We start from the raw sequence: 15,195 nt of genomic DNA, 5'->3' as shown, positions 1-15,195 counted from the left end.
AAATAGACGTGGAAGCAGGAAGTTATTTTAAATTATTCTACTTGCTTTAACGGAGGTGAAATTGATGAAGAAAATAATAATGTTATTGATGTTTTTAGTAGGTGCTTTGACATTTTCGGCATTACAGGACGGAATATATTATGTTGAAAAAGCTAACGGGGGAAACTGGAAAGCATTTGCAAAAATAACAGTAAAAGGAAATAAAATTATAGGTGCTCAATATGACAGAAAAAACGGTACAGGAGAGTTATTATCAATAGATCAGAAAGAAAATGAGAAATATAAATCGAAATTCGGAGAGAGTTTTAGGGATTCGAGTTTTTCTATGACGAGAACATTGGTAAGCACTCAGGATATAAATTCTGTGAGCGGAGTAAAAAATTCCGAAGCATTATCCGAATTTAAACAGTTAATACAGTTTTTGATTAACAAAGCAAATTCAGGAGAGCAGGGAAGCTTTAAAATGTAGTTTGAATAAAAATAGAACCTTCCGAAAAATAAAAATCGGAAGGTTTTTTGTGTTTAATAAAAAATCACAGCTTTTTGCTATGACTGTTTATTTTTTTAGTTTCATTATTAAAACTTTTAAATTATTTACAGATGTAAAATTTTCTATTTCTTCAAAACCAAAAGTTTTATAAAAACTTAATAATTTTTCTTTGTCTTCACATTCTAACCAAACATACCTGACATTTATTATTTTTTTAGCTTCCATTAATGTATCATATGCCAGTGTCAGTAATTGCATTCCGCTAATTTGATTATTTTCGTTAATTTCTTCTGAATAATTTTTACCTAATTGTCCTAATAAATAACTATTTACTATATAACCGTCTGACAATAATTTTTTTCCGTTTTGGCAAAGTTTTTTCCTTTGATTCTTAGTTAATAATTTATAGTTTTTTTCAGAAACTAATAAAGGTTTATTTGCTAAAGAAAAAAATCCTAATAAAATAAAATTTTCATCAAAAACTAGATGTGTACTTGATAATCCTGAATTTTCAAATTCAATTGCCTTAGTATGTAGAAAATCTTCAACATCTTTATTATATTTACTTCTAAATTTTTTTAAAATGTCTATTACAAGCTCTTTATCTTTTAACTCCTCTAATAAATCCTGTAATGAAATAATTTTTACATTTTCTATATACATTTATTTTTTTCTTCCAAATGCTTTTTGAATTAACTCACCATCTTTTATAATTTCTACATTTTTTACAGGTTTTCTATTTGGAGATTTTTCATTATCTAAGGCTTTTATTAAGCTGTTTATAGATTTTTTATCAAATGTCATTTCTGCTGTGAAACTTTTAGTTGCCATTTTTATATCTCCTTTCGCAAAATATAATTAATTATATCTTATTTTTAATAAAAGTGCAACATTGAAAAATAAAACTCCCGCATCATATTAAAATTACGGGAGTTTAAAAATAAGAATAAAATTTGATTTTCTATCTTACTACTTCCTCAAAATAAGGATTTGTAGTCATTACATTTCCGTTCTTATCATAGAAAACCCAGTCGCCGGCAGAACTGTAATTTACAATAGAGCCTTTAGCTTTAAGTTTTCCGTTGTCATAGTATTGAGTGAAACTTCCGTTTCCGTTTGTTACCTGAAATACACGTTCTTTGTTACCGTCAGGAAAATACCCTGTAATATTTCCGGAAATTTTACCATTTTGATAATTTTCTACGAGTTTTACAGTTCCGTCGGGATATTTCCATACCCATTCACCATTTCTCAAATTATTTACGTAATTTCCTGTAGATCTTAGAGTTCCGTCTAAATAATAAGAAGTGGATAATCCGCTCAAAACACCGTTATTATAATTATTTTCAAGCACAATAACACCGTTTGAAACAGTCAATTCTTTCCCGTCTTTTCTGTTATTTGTATAGTTTGTAACAGATGTAAGAACACCTGTAGGATCATATTCATAAGAAACGCCGTTTAATAATCCGTTTTTGTAATTTTTTACTGTTTTTGAGATTCCGTCAGAGTAAAACTCTATTTCTTCTCCTGTCTGCACTCCCTGACTGTATTCCAGTATTTTTAATAAATTTCCATTATCAAAGTAAAAATACATTTTTCCGTCATAAAGACCGTTTTTAAAATTTTTCACTGATTTAATTTCGGAATTTTTATTAAATTCTACAAGTTTTCCGGTAAAAGGAGCGGAATCTTCTTTTGTAATCGCAAAATTGTTTGAGAGTGATACTGTTTCAGGTGTAGAATAAACCGAATTCATAGCTTCTGTGTAAAGGGAAGAATAGTCTTGGGATCTTTTCGGATTCATATTTATATTTTCCGAGAATGACAAGCTACTCAATACAATACACGAAAATAAGATTAATATTGATTTTTTTAATGTTTTTTTCATTTGCCTAACCTCCGAAAAATATTATAGCACTTTTTTGAAAAAATAAAAATTAAAATTTCATTTGAGTATTTAATATCAAAGCAAAATGTGGTATAATTCTATAAAATGAATATAAAAAAGGAGAATATTTATAGTATGGAAGAAATAAAAGAAAAATTATCTGAAAATTATTTGAAAATTGGAGATTATTTTAATATCTCTTTTGAAGTGCTTAAGAAGATCATTTCTCAGAATAAATTACTTACAGGAGGATTATTTTTAGCTGTTTTTATTTTAGCTACGGTAAATCAGAAAATTATTGAATCACTGGGTGTTATAAAGGATATGGTAGAGGTAGGAAGCGATTACTATCCTGAAAATCTTTCTCAATATTACGGAATAAATTTTCTTATTACCCCATGTGCCATTGCAACGACTGTTATTTTAGTTGTGATTATGAAAAAAGCTGCTATTCTTATTGAAGAGAAAAGTAAGTTCAATTTAGTTGAAGTGATAAAAAAGTTTTTTATAGTTTATCTGTTTGATATCATAGTGTATATAATTGCGAATATTATTCCGTTTATTTTGATGATTACCGGAGCAACAATATTTCTGAGTAAAGTTTCCGCACATGATCCGAGAGAGGAAATACTGCCTGTTCTTATAGTTTTCGGAATTATACTTTTTATTTATTATATAACAGTTTGTACTGTAATATGGCTTAAACTTCTGTATTTCAGACCTTTATTTTACTTGAGAAATGTTAAATTTAAAGAAGCTGTTTATTATAATTTTCATTTATGCAAAGGAAACAGACTGAGAATAATATTGCCAGGAATAATATTATTTGTTTTTCAATGGTTTTTCTTTATTCCCTTTCAGATAATAAACTTTATTACATTAAATAATTTTCAGATAGTATTTATATTATTAAGTTCTATTCTGACTACATTTTTATCAACATTTTCATGTGTATTGACAGTCGTTATTTATCTCAATGTGGAATACATGGATTTAAAGAAATATAACGACAGTCAGTCTGATGATAATAATGAAATTGAAAATAAAAAAAATTTACCTAAAAATAATTTATTTGAAAATAATTCAGAAAATTGATAAAATAGAAACATAGAATAAAAAACAGTTATATATATAAATTATTTAGGAGGAAAAATGAAGATCTTCAATTTATTTAAACGTTCGGTTGAGAAAGAAGATCAGAAACCGGAAATTTTGGAAAATATAATGAATGAAAATCAGGAAATTTCATATTTGGATGAGTTCGGAAAAGAACAGAAAATACTTAAATCGGAATGGGTAAATCATCATTTAAAGCCGGCAGTTGAAAAAAACTGGAATGATGTTGAGGAACTCTATTCAATAGTAATGGATGCCTTTTCCAAAAATGTTTACTATGAGGCTAAAGATGCGTGTCTTAGGATATATTCTCTCGATAATAACAAAGAGAGAAGAACAAATGTTTTGGGAATATATTACATAAAAAATAAAGAATACGATCAGGCGATAGATTTGTACAAAAAATATACTTTTTACGAAAAACCGTCTGAAGCTATTTATTCCAATTATGCAAAAGTTCTTGAAAAAAAAGGAAATCATGAAGAAGCAGAAAAGCTTTATTTAAAAGCATTAAACCTGAATCCCAATTCATCAAATGCTTTTAAAAAATATTTCGACAATATTAAAAAAAGAAATATAGCTGAGTATAATACGAAACTGGAAGAATTTGCCCATTTGGAGGACACATGGAGAGCAAAACTTACTCTTGCCGTAAAATATTTTAAAAGTAATGAAATCGAAAAAGGAAAAGAACTTTTAAATAAGGCTTTGAAGGAGTCCGAATACGATTCGGAAGTTATGTCTATGGCTTCGGGAATTTACGGAATGAACAGTTTATTTGAAGAATTTGAAAATGAGATTCTTCCTAATTTCAATCCTGAAAAACACAGTGCATATACTGCGATGAACATACTTGAATATTATAAAAGAAACGAAGATTTTGAAAAAGGTCTGGAACTTTGTAAATTTGCATCAAAATTTGCATGGTTTGAATTTACCGATAATTTTATAAATTATGAAAAAATATTTTTAAATATGAAAATAAGAGCTGATAAAGAAATAGAAGAGGAAAATTTTTATATTGAAAAACCTCAGGAGAAGTTTTTTACTACAAATATACCTATCTGGTATTATGAGTTCAACAACCCTGCATGGATCTTAAATAAAAAGAAAAGAACATCTCCGAATTTACTCATTCTTTCTTTTACTTCCATAGGAGATTATGATAAAACATCAAGAAATCTGGCTGTTTCAATACCGCTGTTTATAAATGAAGTTTTACATTATAAAACTGATTTGAATTATCAGTTGGCTGTTGCTTACGAGGGAGATTATCTTAAAATTGCCAATAAGAGATACAGTACAGATTATATGAAACTGATAAAAAGTCAGAATCCTCATTTAGATTATGTACTTTCAGGAAATGTAGTAAAAAATGTTAATGAAGATAAGGAAGAAATATTTGAAATTGAGATTTATCTTTACGACTGTTCCAATGAAATGAAAATTAAACTTATAGATGCATCGTATAAAAAGGACGAAGTATATAAAGTACAAAAAGATGTTGTAAATAAGTTTAATAATTTCTTTGAATGTATAGATAAAAATTTTGAAGTAACTGAAACAAATTCCGAGAATTTGTTACTGTATTCTCCGAAAATAAAATTTCTTATAGGAAATCCCAAATATAAAGAGTTTCTGTCATGGAAATATAAAAAACTGCTCTTTGAACAGATAAAAGTTGTGCTGGATGACAGAGAAAATGAATTGAAAAAAGTTAATCTTGTAGCTCTTTTATATGAAATAAGCAAGACAAACAGTCAATTACTGAAATGTGAAAAACCTTCCATATATAATATGGTTTCGAGAGGAATTTTCAAATCCAAAGTGTCAAGGCTTTTAGTTCCGATTATATTTAATGTGTATAATGACGAAGCTAATTATGACGCTTATATGGAAACTTTAAATGAAGAAAATCCTTTGTATATAGACTGGGTCAATAAGTTTTTGGATTATGTGAATGAGGATTAACAGAAATAGTAAAGAGGTGAGATTTTAATGAATATTACATCAAAAAAATCCATAAGCATAATTATTTTTCTTTGTTACATTATATCCGACTTACTATTTTTAAAAACAGCCGACAGAGATTATGCCAATATTATTTTACTGTTTTCGTCAACAATTTTATTTGTTTTTGAAGTACTGTTTTGGGGAATGTTATTTTTATCATCTGACGGACGCGAAAGAAAAAGTTCAGTCGAGTTGCTCTTTTTAGGAACATTGGCAGGAGTAGGATTAAGCAGAATTTTTTTAATAAGTTCACCTTATATAAATGATTTGCTGAATGCAAATATAGTATTGGCTTATATAATCGGAATTATAAGAGTTGCTTTTATTTTTGCAGCTATTATGAATATATTTTACTTTTTTGATACTAAAAATATATTTTTAATCATAATTTCGATTTTAAATCTTGTATGTGCGATTTTAATTTGGGTTGATTTTGATTCAGGAATAAACGGGATTATAAGGCTGATAATCGGAATATCGGCCATAATATTTATGATAATGTCTAAAAATAAAACTTTTGGGGAGAGTGATTAAAATATAGAAAAAAATATAAAAAAAATATTGTTTTTATGCTCAATATTATGTTTGGCAAACGTAAGTTATTCACAAAATAAAGATATGTCCAAAGATATTCAGAGACCTCCTGCAGTAAAAAAGACTACAGAAGTTATAAGTAACGATGCGGGAAAAATAACTCTGGACAGAGAATATAATTCAAAAGGACAGAATTTCAGAGAAAGATTTATAATAGTTCATTATACGGCATTGGACAGAAACCGTTCGTTGGAAGTTTTGACTACTCAGGAAGTCAGTGCCCATTTTTTAATATCCGATGAGGAAAAAGATCCTGTTTATGCTTTAGTTGATGAGAACCGAAGAGCATGGCATGCCGGAGTAAGTGAATGGAAAACTTCAAAGAATCTGAATGACAGTTCTTTAGGAATAGAAATAGTAAATCCCGGATATATAAAAGAAAATGAGTTCGTTCCTTATAAAGATTTTCAGATTAAAGAACTTGCGGTGTTGATAAAATATTTATCGGAAAAATATCAGATTCCTGCGACAAATATTTTAGGACATTCGGACATCGCTCCTCAGAGAAAGCAGGATCCGGGACCGCTTATGCCTTGGAAAAAACTTTATACCGATTACAATATAGGAATGTGGTATGATGATGCTGTAAAAGAATCCTTTAAAAATCAGTATATACAGACTTTTTATGCTTTACCTGTGTCGGAAGTCCAAAAAGAACTTAAAAAATTCGGATATTCTATTGAGATAACAAATCAGTGGGATAAACAGACACAAAATGTAATAAGAGCTTTCCAACATCATTTCAGACCTGAATTATTTGACGGAAAAATGGATTTGGAAACTTATTCGATATTAAAAGCATTAAACGAAAAATATAAATAGAAAGGAGAATAAAGATAGAGAATTTAAGGGTGTCAATAAAATTCATATTCCTGCTAACTGCATTTTTTAAACTTTGTCAGCTTTCAGTGTGTGTATATAATTCTTTGTCTTTATTGTTAATATAAAATGGAATTTTCAAACAGAATTTTGAGTATGCAATACTCACCGATAAGAAAACTTGTACCTTATGCAGATGCAGCTAAAAAAGAAGGAGTAAGAGTGTATGAACTTCACATAGGGCAACCTGATGTTCAGACTCCGGATACATTTTTTGACGGATTGAACAACTATAAGGAAAAAATTGTAAAATATGCAAATTCTGCAGGATTAGCCGAACTTATAGATTCGTTTTCAAAATCATATATAAGTTCAGGAATGAATATTTTACCGGGAGAAATCCTTATAACTAACGGAGGAAGTGAAGCTATTCAGATAACACTCCAGACTATATGTAATCCTGGAGATGAAGTTTTGGTTCCTGAGCCTTATTATTCAAACTATGACAGTTTTTTAAAATCTGCAGGAGCAGTTTTGGTACCTATAAAAACTACTATTGAAAATAATTATCACTTGCCTGAAAAAGAAGAAATAGTAAAACTCATAACTCCGAAAACTAAGGCGATTATGTTTTCCAATCCGAGCAATCCTACAGGGATAGTTTTTACAAATAAAGAAATGGAAATGATTAAAGAAATTTCTCTGGAGCATAATTTATATATAATTACTGATGAAGTTTACAGACAGTTTATATATGATGACGATATAGAGTATAAATCATTTATGACAGTGCCTGAAGTCAGTGACAGAACTATATTGATAGACAGTATTTCCAAACATTACAGTGCATGTGGAGCAAGAATAGGGGTAGTCGCTTCAAAAAATAAAGAATTTATCGCACAGGCCCTTAAATTATGTCAGGCAAGGCTTGCTGTTTCGACAATCGAACAGTTTGCAAGTACAAATCTGATAAATACTCTAGATACGTACATTGACAATGTTAAACTTGAGTATAAAGTAAGAAGAGATTTGATGTATAATCACTTGAAAGAAATGCCGGGAGTTATTTCCTTTAAACCTGACAGTGCTTTTTACATATTTGCGGAACTTCCTGTAGACGACATCGAAAAATTTGTAGTTTGGCTTTTGACAGAATACAGATATAAAAATCAGACATTGATGTTTGCACCGGGACCGGGATTTTACTCTGAAGAAGGAAAAGGAATGAAAGAAGCAAGATTTTCTTTCTGCACTCACAATCTGACAGAAATAGAAAATGGAATGAAAGTATTGAAAAAAGCTTTAGAAGAGTATAAAAACGTTAAAAAATAACAGAAATTATAAGGAGTATACTTTGTTAGACGAAAAGGATATAAAAGATGCAAAAGATATTTTAAGCAGAATGAATCCCAATCAAAAAATAAACTATCACACAATATTGACAAAGCTCATTTCCGACTGGAAAAGCAGAGAATTAAGACCTAAAATACTGCTGCACAGCTGTTGTGCTCCGTGCAGTACTTATACTCTCGAGTTTATGACTCAATATGCCGATGTAACTATATTGTTTGCAAATTCCAATATTCACCTCGAAGCCGAGTACAGAAAACGGGCATTAGTTCAAAAAGAATTTATCGAGGAATTTAATAAAAGAACAGGCAATAACGTGGGCTTTATAGAAGATGAATATAAGCCTGTGGATTTTTTCAGGAAAGTAAGAGGACTGGAAAGAGAAAAAGAAGGCGGAGCGAGATGTACAGTGTGTTTTCAAATGCGGCTTGATATTGTTGCACGAAGAGCTCAGGAACTGGGGTATGATTATTTCGGAAGTGCTTTGACATTGAGTCCGAAAAAAAACAGTGAACTTATTAATAATATCGGACTTGAAGTTCAGGAGATTTTTGATGTGAAATATTTGCCGTCGGATTTCAAGAAAAATAACGGTTACAGCCGTTCTGTAGAGATATGCAAAGAATACGATGTTTATAGACAGTGCTATTGCGGATGTGTGTTCGCTGCAATGGATCAGGGGATAAAGTTTGAAAAAAATGAAATATAGATTTATCACGAAATAAATAGAAAGTCAATGATACCAATTTTAAATATAATTATAAAAATAAATATTATAAAACCCCCTTCGGATTATTATTCACGAAAGGGGTCGATTTTTTTGTAAATATAAATTCAGTATCTTTATTTGCTTTTAAGTATATCTCTTATTTCAGTCAGTAATTTTTCTTCTTTTGAAGGAACTTCTTCAACGATTTCTTCTGCAACTTCTTTAGCAGGTTTTCTCAATTTATTTATAGCTTTTACCATTAAGAAAATAACAAAAGCCATTATTAAAAAGTTTACAACATTTTGTATAAAACTTCCGTATAATACTGCAACTTCAGGTTTATCTCCTTCGGCAGGGGTAATAATAAGTTTTAAAGCACTGAAATTGATTTTTCCTAAAATAATTCCCAAAACAGGCATAATCATATCATCAACTAATGAAGTTACTATTTTACCGAATGCCCCTCCTATAATTACTCCGACTGCCAAATCCATAACATTTCCTTTTGAAATGAATTCTTTAAATTCTTTAAACATCAAGTTTTTCTCCTTTCTTAAATATGACATATTATAAATTATATTTTAAAAAAAAGCAACTTGAAATAAATCTCTACATATTATATAATATTTAGAAAAGTAAACAGTATATTGACCGGAGGAATATTTTAAATGTTGGATCAAAAAAATAAACGTAATTTTTCTATAATAGCACATATAGACCATGGAAAGTCTACCATTGCAGACAGACTGCTCGAAATAACAGGTACAGTGAATCAAAGAGAGATGAAAGACCAGTTACTTGACAGTATGGATTTGGAGCGTGAAAAAGGAATAACTATAAAGGCTCAGGCGGTAACTCTTAACTATAAATCAAAAAACGGAGAAACTTATGAGTTTAATTTAATAGATACTCCGGGACACGTAGATTTTATTTATGAAGTTTCCAGATCTCTTGCCGCGTGTGACGGAGCTTTGCTCGTAGTAGATGCGGCTCAGGGAATAGAAGCTCAAACCCTTGCAAATGTCTACCTAGCTTTGGAGAATGATTTGGAAATACTTCCTGTTATAAATAAAATCGATTTGCCGTCGGCAGATCCTGATAAAGTAAAACTTGAAATAGAAGATGTTATCGGGCTTCCTTCGGATAATGCAGCTCTTGTATCGGGAAAAACAGGATTGGGAATAGAAGATTTGCTTGAATCGATAATCGAGTACATTCCTGCTCCCAAAGGAGATGTCAATGCTCCATTGAAAGCCCTGATATTCGACTCTCATTATGATGACTTCAGAGGAGTGATTACTTATATAAGAATAGTAGAAGGAAAGCTTTCCAAAGGAGATAAAATCAAGATTATGTCTACTGAAAAAGAATTTGACGTATTGGAAGTCGGGATCTTTTCACCTAAAATGAAAGAAGTACCTGAACTTACAGTCGGCTCGGTAGGATATATAATTACAGGAATCAAATCCATAAAAGATACACAGGTAGGGGATACGATAACTCATGTTAAAAATCCTACGGCTATAGCTCTTGCAGGATACAGACCTGCATTAAGTATGGTTTTTGCGGGAGTTTATCCTATTTCCACAGATGATTACGAGGATTTGAGAGAAGCACTGGAAAAATTGCAGCTAAACGATGCTTCATTGACTTATACACCTGAAACTTCATTGGCTTTGGGGTTCGGTTTCAGATGTGGATTTTTGGGATTGCTGCACATGGAAATTATAGTGGAAAGATTGAGAAGAGAGTTTAATATTGACCTTATTTCCACAGCTCCGTCTGTTGAATATCATGTAACTCCCGAAGTAGGAGAGATGATGATAATAGATAATCCTGCAGAATTTCCTGCAGGTAAAAAATATATAGAAGAGCCTTATGTCAAAGGGACAATAATTGTTCCTAAAGATTATGTGGGAAACGTTATGGAGCTTTGTCAGGAAAAAAGAGGAACATTTCTGACAATGAATTATCTGGATGATACCCGTACAATGATTAGTTATGATTTACCTTTGGCAGAAATAGTAATAGATTTTTACGATAAGCTGAAATCAAGAACAAAAGGATATGCTTCCTTTGAATATGAAATGATAGGATACAAAGAGTCAGACCTTGTAAAAGTGGATATTCTTGTGAGCGGAAATCCTGTAGATGCCTTTTCATTTATTGCCCATAAGGATAATGCCTATTACAGAGGAAGAGCTATTGTGGAAAAACTGAAAGAAGTTATACCGAGACAGCAGTTTGAGATACCGTTACAGGCGGCACTCGGTACTAAAATAATAGCAAGAGAGACGATAAAAGCACTTAGAAAAAATGTATTGGCTAAATGTTACGGAGGAGATATTACACGTAAGAAAAAGCTGCTTGAGAAACAAAAAGAGGGGAAAAAGCGTATGAAGGCTATCGGTAATGTAGAAATACCGCAGGAAGCATTTTTATCGGTATTAAAACTAAATGACTAAAATTAGAGGTTTATTATGAAAAAAAATATAATATTTTTCGATGTTGAAACAAACGGAAAAATGGGAAGTTCTGTTTTATCAATATCGGCAATTAAAGTAAGTTATGATTTTGAAAAAAACAGTTGGGAAAAAGTTTCCGAATATGACAGATTTTATTTCAGGAATGAAGGAGAACCGGTAAATTTCGGTGCGATAAATGTCAACGGACTGACTGACGAAGTAATAGCAGAAAAAAGAGAAAATGTCGATTATCCGTCGACTTTTAAAGAAGATTTGGATTCGTTTTATTTGTATTGTCAGGATACGAAGCATTTTGTGGCTCATAATATAAAATTTGACAGGAGTTTTATTCCGTTTCCGTTAAAAAATCAGTTTGATACGATGATGGAAAATATTGACATAGTAAGAGCGGGAATAAACGAATACGGTTCTTATAAATGGCCTAAATTAATGGAATGTGCCAAGTTTTATAATGTACCTATGGATGAAGAACAGCTTCATGAAAGTCTGTATGACGTTCTGATTACTTTCAGAGTATTTTATAAAATGTCGAAAAATCCTTTCGGAAAGCCCAGAATAGCAGGATTTCTTGAAAAAGATTAATAATAAATTCATAAATTTGGAGTGAATTAATGGGAATTTTACTTGAAAAAGGCAATAAAAACGGAGAAATAATAAATATAGAAAATTATTCTGAAGTCCTGAAATTTGAGATTTCAGAATATTTTTCAAATAATATTTCTTCGCTTATTGAGAAAAATGATTATCAGAGAGCAATGGAATATATAGAAAATCAGCTTGATAAAAAATTTGAAATCCCTCTCAGAATAGATGAAAAAAGAGTTTCCAATGATAAATTGAATACTCTTATTATCAATGAAAAAGCCAAATTTATGAATTTTTTTGTTCATTTGAAAAAAGAGCTTTTATCCTGCAAAAAGTTTTATTTTATAGTCAGTTTTATAAAATATTCCGGGATTCAGCTACTTATTAGTATACTGGATGAATTGGAAGAAAAGGGAATACAGGGAGAAATTATTACATCGGTATATTTGAATATAACTGACCCTAAAGCTTTGAAAAAACTGTTATCTTATAAAAATATAAAAGTAAAAATATATAACAACTCCAATGAGAGCTTTCACACAAAGGCTTATTTATTTGAAAAAGAAAAATATCATACCTGTATAATAGGTTCCTCAAACATAAGCCAAAGTGCTTTATATTCTGCCGAAGAATGGAATGTTAAACTTGTAAACAGTTCATTTTTGGATATTTATGAAAAATCTTTAGTACAATTTCAAAAGCTTTGGAACAGTAATGAAGCTGTCAAATTATCAGAAGATTTTATTGAAAAATATGATGATTACAGAAATAATAACAAGCCCCAAAATACTTTTGATTATAAAAAATTACAGGTTCAAAAAAAGAATTTTGAGCCTAACAGTATGCAGAAAGAGATATTGGAAAAACTTAAAATCACAAGAAAAAACGGGAATAAAAAAGGCTTGGTAGTAGCAGCTACAGGAACAGGAAAAACTTATTTGGCAGCAATGGATATAAAAGAGTTTTTTAAAAGTAAAAATATTATCGGACACAATAGAGAAAAAGCAAGATTTCTTTTTATTGCTCACAGAGAAGAACTTCTCGAAAATGCAGCGAAAGTTTTTTCAAATATACTTGAAGTTCCTGAAAATAACTTCGGAAAAATGTTCGGAGGAAAAAAAGAAACAAATTTTGAAATGATATTTGCTTCAATCCAGTCCCTGAGAAGCTGTTACAAAGAATTTAAAAAAGATAGGTTTGACTATATAATAATAGATGAATTTCATCATGCAAGTGCCGACAGTTATAATAAAGTAATCAATCATTTTTCTCCGAAGTTTCTGCTCGGTCTTACGGCTACTCCTGAAAGGATGGACGGAAAAGAAATATTGGCTTTATGCGATTATAATTTAGTCGGAGAAATAGGACTGAAAAAGGCTATGGAAAAAGATCTTATAGCTCCTTTTCATTATTTCGGTGTTAATGATGAAACTGTAGATTATGAAGAAATTCCCTATAAAAACGGTGTATATAACGGGGAAATACTTTTAGAAAATCTTTCTCAATCTGTCAGAACTGATTATATAGTTGAGAAAATTGAAAAATTCGGATATGACGGAAATAAAATGAGTGGAATCGCTTTTTGCCAAAATATAGAACATGCGTCATATATGAAAAATGAGTTTATAAAAAGAGGATATAAATCTAAAGTTTTAACCGCAAAAACAAATAAGACTAAACGGTCTAAAATCTTAGAAAGCTTTAGAAATAAGGAATTTGAAATATTATGTGTTGTAGATATATTAAACGAAGGAATAGATATTCCCGATATAAATCTTTTACTGTTTTTAAGACCGACATTATCATCTACAGTTTTTATTCAGCAAATTGGTAGAGGACTTAGAAAATCAAGTAACAAAGATTTTGTTACAATCATCGATTTTATCGGAAATCACAAAAAAGACTATTTAATAACTAAAAGTTTTTCAGAAGAAATTCACAGTAAAAATTTTTTATATGACAAGAAACAGAAAATAATAGATGAAATCAAAAATCAGTTTTCAAATATTCCGGGAGGATCATATATTGAGCTCGACAGAATATGTCAGGAAAGAATTATAAATAAAATTGAAAAAATTAATTTTAATTCTAGAAATACTTTAAAAGATATGTATGATGAATATAAAGCAGAAATAGGAAAATCTCATGACGATATTTTGGAGATTTCAGATTTTGATTCAAATATGGAATTATTTACGGAATTAATTTTAAAGACAGGATCATTTTATAACGCTCAAATTTATTTTGAAAAAGTCGATTTTGAGAAAAAATATCCGTTAAAAAATGAAGAAACGGAATTTTTGGCTTATATAGAGAAAAAAATAAAATTAGTCGAACCTTTTACTTATTTGATAATAAAAAATCTCTTAGAAACGAAATTTGAAAGCCAAAATTTTAAAAACGGAAATATAAATTATATAAATTCTGAAATACTTTTAAGAAATTATAAAAATTATTACAATATAAAATCGGAATTTAAAAAGATATATTTAATAAACAGAATTTTTTCAGAATTAGTTGAAGACAGTATATTGGAAAACACTTTATACGGCCATAAAATTTCTGAAAAATACGAAAAACTTTTTATTGAGAAAAGAGATGAATTTGACAAAAGACTAAAACAGCTTCTCATATTGGGACTTAATGAATTTGCTAAAAACGACATGGAAGAATTTAATGAAAACATATTGCTGACCCATAAAGAATATATGAGGATAGATCTTCAGATATTACTTGATTCAAAAGTACCTAAAGGTACTTGGCGGGCAGGATATGCCAATACCGATAAAGATATTTGTCTGTTTATAACAAATGATAAATCTCATATAACACAGGAAAATCTGAAATATGATAATTCGCTCCATGCTGACGATATTATCCAGTGGATCAGTCAACCCAAGACTTTTCATGAATCAAGTGTAGGTCAAATGTTTATAAAACATAAAGAAAAAGGAATCAAAGTTCATATTTTTATAAGGAAATATGCTTTTATGGACGGAAATAAGACAAATCCTTTTATTTATCTGGGAAATGCCGATTATTATAAAAGCTATGGAGATAAGCCTATGACTATTTTATGGAAGCTGAAACATAAAATACCTCAGGAGCTTATATATGATTTATATGAGTAAAATAAAGAAAG

Annotated in this window: 14 protein-coding genes; 10 read left to right on the top strand and 4 right to left on the bottom strand. The window is 29.9% G+C overall.

Annotated features, from left to right (window positions below; translation table 11 throughout):
• Positions 1 to 64 precede the first annotated feature (64 nt).
• Positions 65 to 469, top strand: coding sequence for a pheromone cAD1 o protein (locus tag FVE72_RS06180; RefSeq protein WP_026737673.1), 405 nt, complete (start codon positions 65 to 67; stop codon positions 467 to 469).
• Between the two features lie 87 nt (positions 470 to 556).
• On the opposite strand, the gene FVE72_RS06175 is transcribed toward FVE72_RS06180, so the two are convergent.
• The 3 genes from FVE72_RS06175 to FVE72_RS06170 all read right to left on the bottom strand — a co-directional run bounded on the left by FVE72_RS06175 (position 557) and on the right by FVE72_RS06170 (position 2,381).
• The gene (locus FVE72_RS06175; protein ID WP_026737672.1) at positions 557 to 1,153 is read right to left on the bottom strand and encodes a hypothetical protein; all 597 of its coding nucleotides are present in this window, start codon (positions 1,151 to 1,153) and stop codon (positions 557 to 559) included.
• The gene (locus FVE72_RS11265) at positions 1,154 to 1,321 is read right to left on the bottom strand and encodes a hypothetical protein (protein WP_169728676.1); all 168 of its coding nucleotides are present in this window, start codon (positions 1,319 to 1,321) and stop codon (positions 1,154 to 1,156) included.
• A gap of 130 nt (positions 1,322 to 1,451) precedes the next feature.
• The gene (locus FVE72_RS06170) at positions 1,452 to 2,381 is read right to left on the bottom strand and encodes a toxin-antitoxin system YwqK family antitoxin (RefSeq protein WP_026737671.1); all 930 of its coding nucleotides are present in this window, start codon (positions 2,379 to 2,381) and stop codon (positions 1,452 to 1,454) included.
• Between the two features lie 135 nt (positions 2,382 to 2,516).
• Here FVE72_RS06170 and FVE72_RS06165 point away from each other — a divergent pair, with 135 nt between their 5' ends.
• From FVE72_RS06165 to FVE72_RS06140, 6 genes are all read left to right on the top strand, one after another.
• Positions 2,517 to 3,476, top strand: a complete 960-nt coding sequence (locus tag FVE72_RS06165) for a hypothetical protein (RefSeq protein ID WP_146966470.1) — start codon at positions 2,517 to 2,519, stop codon at positions 3,474 to 3,476.
• A gap of 57 nt (positions 3,477 to 3,533) precedes the next feature.
• A complete protein-coding gene (locus FVE72_RS06160) occupies positions 3,534 to 5,468 on the top strand; it encodes a tetratricopeptide repeat protein (protein WP_006807593.1) in 1,935 nt (644 codons plus the stop codon).
• A gap of 27 nt (positions 5,469 to 5,495) precedes the next feature.
• Positions 5,496 to 6,044 carry a hypothetical protein gene (locus tag FVE72_RS06155; protein WP_006807589.1) on the top strand — a complete coding sequence of 183 codons (549 nt, stop codon included), beginning with the start codon at positions 5,496 to 5,498 and terminating at the stop codon, positions 6,042 to 6,044.
• 51 nt (positions 6,045 to 6,095) lie between these two features.
• A complete protein-coding gene (locus tag FVE72_RS06150) occupies positions 6,096 to 6,926 on the top strand; it encodes an N-acetylmuramoyl-L-alanine amidase (protein WP_309299799.1) in 831 nt (276 codons plus the stop codon).
• A 126-nt stretch (positions 6,927 to 7,052) separates the two neighbouring features.
• Positions 7,053 to 8,255: a pyridoxal phosphate-dependent aminotransferase gene (locus FVE72_RS06145; RefSeq protein WP_026737668.1), complete on the top strand. Its 1,203-nt coding sequence runs from the start codon at positions 7,053 to 7,055 to the stop codon at positions 8,253 to 8,255.
• A 22-nt stretch (positions 8,256 to 8,277) separates the two neighbouring features.
• Positions 8,278 to 8,982 carry an epoxyqueuosine reductase QueH gene (locus tag FVE72_RS06140; RefSeq protein WP_081724187.1) on the top strand — a complete coding sequence of 235 codons (705 nt, stop codon included), beginning with the start codon at positions 8,278 to 8,280 and terminating at the stop codon, positions 8,980 to 8,982.
• 134 nt (positions 8,983 to 9,116) lie between these two features.
• On the opposite strand, the gene mscL is transcribed toward FVE72_RS06140, so the two are convergent.
• The gene (mscL, locus tag FVE72_RS06135) at positions 9,117 to 9,518 is read right to left on the bottom strand and encodes a large-conductance mechanosensitive channel protein MscL (RefSeq protein WP_036056117.1); all 402 of its coding nucleotides are present in this window, start codon (positions 9,516 to 9,518) and stop codon (positions 9,117 to 9,119) included.
• A 132-nt stretch (positions 9,519 to 9,650) separates the two neighbouring features.
• Here mscL and lepA point away from each other — a divergent pair, with 132 nt between their 5' ends.
• Genes lepA through FVE72_RS06120 form a run of 3 tightly spaced genes read left to right on the top strand, consistent with a single transcriptional unit; the run spans position 9,651 to position 15,184 of the window.
• The gene (lepA, locus tag FVE72_RS06130; protein ID WP_036056114.1) at positions 9,651 to 11,447 is read left to right on the top strand and encodes a translation elongation factor 4; all 1,797 of its coding nucleotides are present in this window, start codon (positions 9,651 to 9,653) and stop codon (positions 11,445 to 11,447) included.
• A 15-nt stretch (positions 11,448 to 11,462) separates the two neighbouring features.
• The gene (locus tag FVE72_RS06125; RefSeq protein ID WP_026737664.1) at positions 11,463 to 12,050 is read left to right on the top strand and encodes a 3'-5' exonuclease; all 588 of its coding nucleotides are present in this window, start codon (positions 11,463 to 11,465) and stop codon (positions 12,048 to 12,050) included.
• A 29-nt stretch (positions 12,051 to 12,079) separates the two neighbouring features.
• The gene (locus FVE72_RS06120) at positions 12,080 to 15,184 is read left to right on the top strand and encodes a DUF3427 domain-containing protein (protein WP_026737663.1); all 3,105 of its coding nucleotides are present in this window, start codon (positions 12,080 to 12,082) and stop codon (positions 15,182 to 15,184) included.
• Positions 15,185 to 15,195: the final 11 nt, after the last annotated feature.

The sequence above is a fragment of the Pseudoleptotrichia goodfellowii genome, from assembly GCF_007990505.1.
In the GTDB taxonomy this organism is placed as follows: domain Bacteria; phylum Fusobacteriota; class Fusobacteriia; order Fusobacteriales; family Leptotrichiaceae; genus Pseudoleptotrichia; species Pseudoleptotrichia goodfellowii.
This window is presented reverse-complemented; position numbering and strand designations above follow the sequence as displayed.

What these genes read in the sequence shown, in the direction of transcription:
- FVE72_RS06175 (WP_026737672.1), bottom strand. Translation starts at nt 1,153, where the DNA reads ATGTATATAGAAAATGTAAAAATTATTTCATTACAGGATTTATTAGAG.
- mscL (WP_036056117.1), bottom strand. Translation starts at nt 9,518, where the DNA reads ATGTTTAAAGAATTTAAAGAATTCATTTCAAAAGGAAATGTTATGGAT.
- lepA (WP_036056114.1), top strand. Translation starts at nt 9,651, where the DNA reads ATGTTGGATCAAAAAAATAAACGTAATTTTTCTATAATAGCACATATA.
- FVE72_RS06180 (WP_026737673.1), top strand. Translation starts at nt 65, where the DNA reads ATGAAGAAAATAATAATGTTATTGATGTTTTTAGTAGGTGCTTTGACA.
- FVE72_RS06165 (WP_146966470.1), top strand. Translation starts at nt 2,517, where the DNA reads ATGGAAGAAATAAAAGAAAAATTATCTGAAAATTATTTGAAAATTGGA.
- FVE72_RS06145 (WP_026737668.1), top strand. Translation starts at nt 7,053, where the DNA reads ATGGAATTTTCAAACAGAATTTTGAGTATGCAATACTCACCGATAAGA.
- FVE72_RS06120 (WP_026737663.1), top strand. Translation starts at nt 12,080, where the DNA reads ATGGGAATTTTACTTGAAAAAGGCAATAAAAACGGAGAAATAATAAAT.
- FVE72_RS06155 (WP_006807589.1), top strand. Translation starts at nt 5,496, where the DNA reads ATGAATATTACATCAAAAAAATCCATAAGCATAATTATTTTTCTTTGT.
- FVE72_RS06170 (WP_026737671.1), bottom strand. Translation starts at nt 2,381, where the DNA reads ATGAAAAAAACATTAAAAAAATCAATATTAATCTTATTTTCGTGTATT.
- FVE72_RS06160 (WP_006807593.1), top strand. Translation starts at nt 3,534, where the DNA reads ATGAAGATCTTCAATTTATTTAAACGTTCGGTTGAGAAAGAAGATCAG.
- FVE72_RS06125 (WP_026737664.1), top strand. Translation starts at nt 11,463, where the DNA reads ATGAAAAAAAATATAATATTTTTCGATGTTGAAACAAACGGAAAAATG.
- FVE72_RS11265 (WP_169728676.1), bottom strand. Translation starts at nt 1,321, where the DNA reads ATGGCAACTAAAAGTTTCACAGCAGAAATGACATTTGATAAAAAATCT.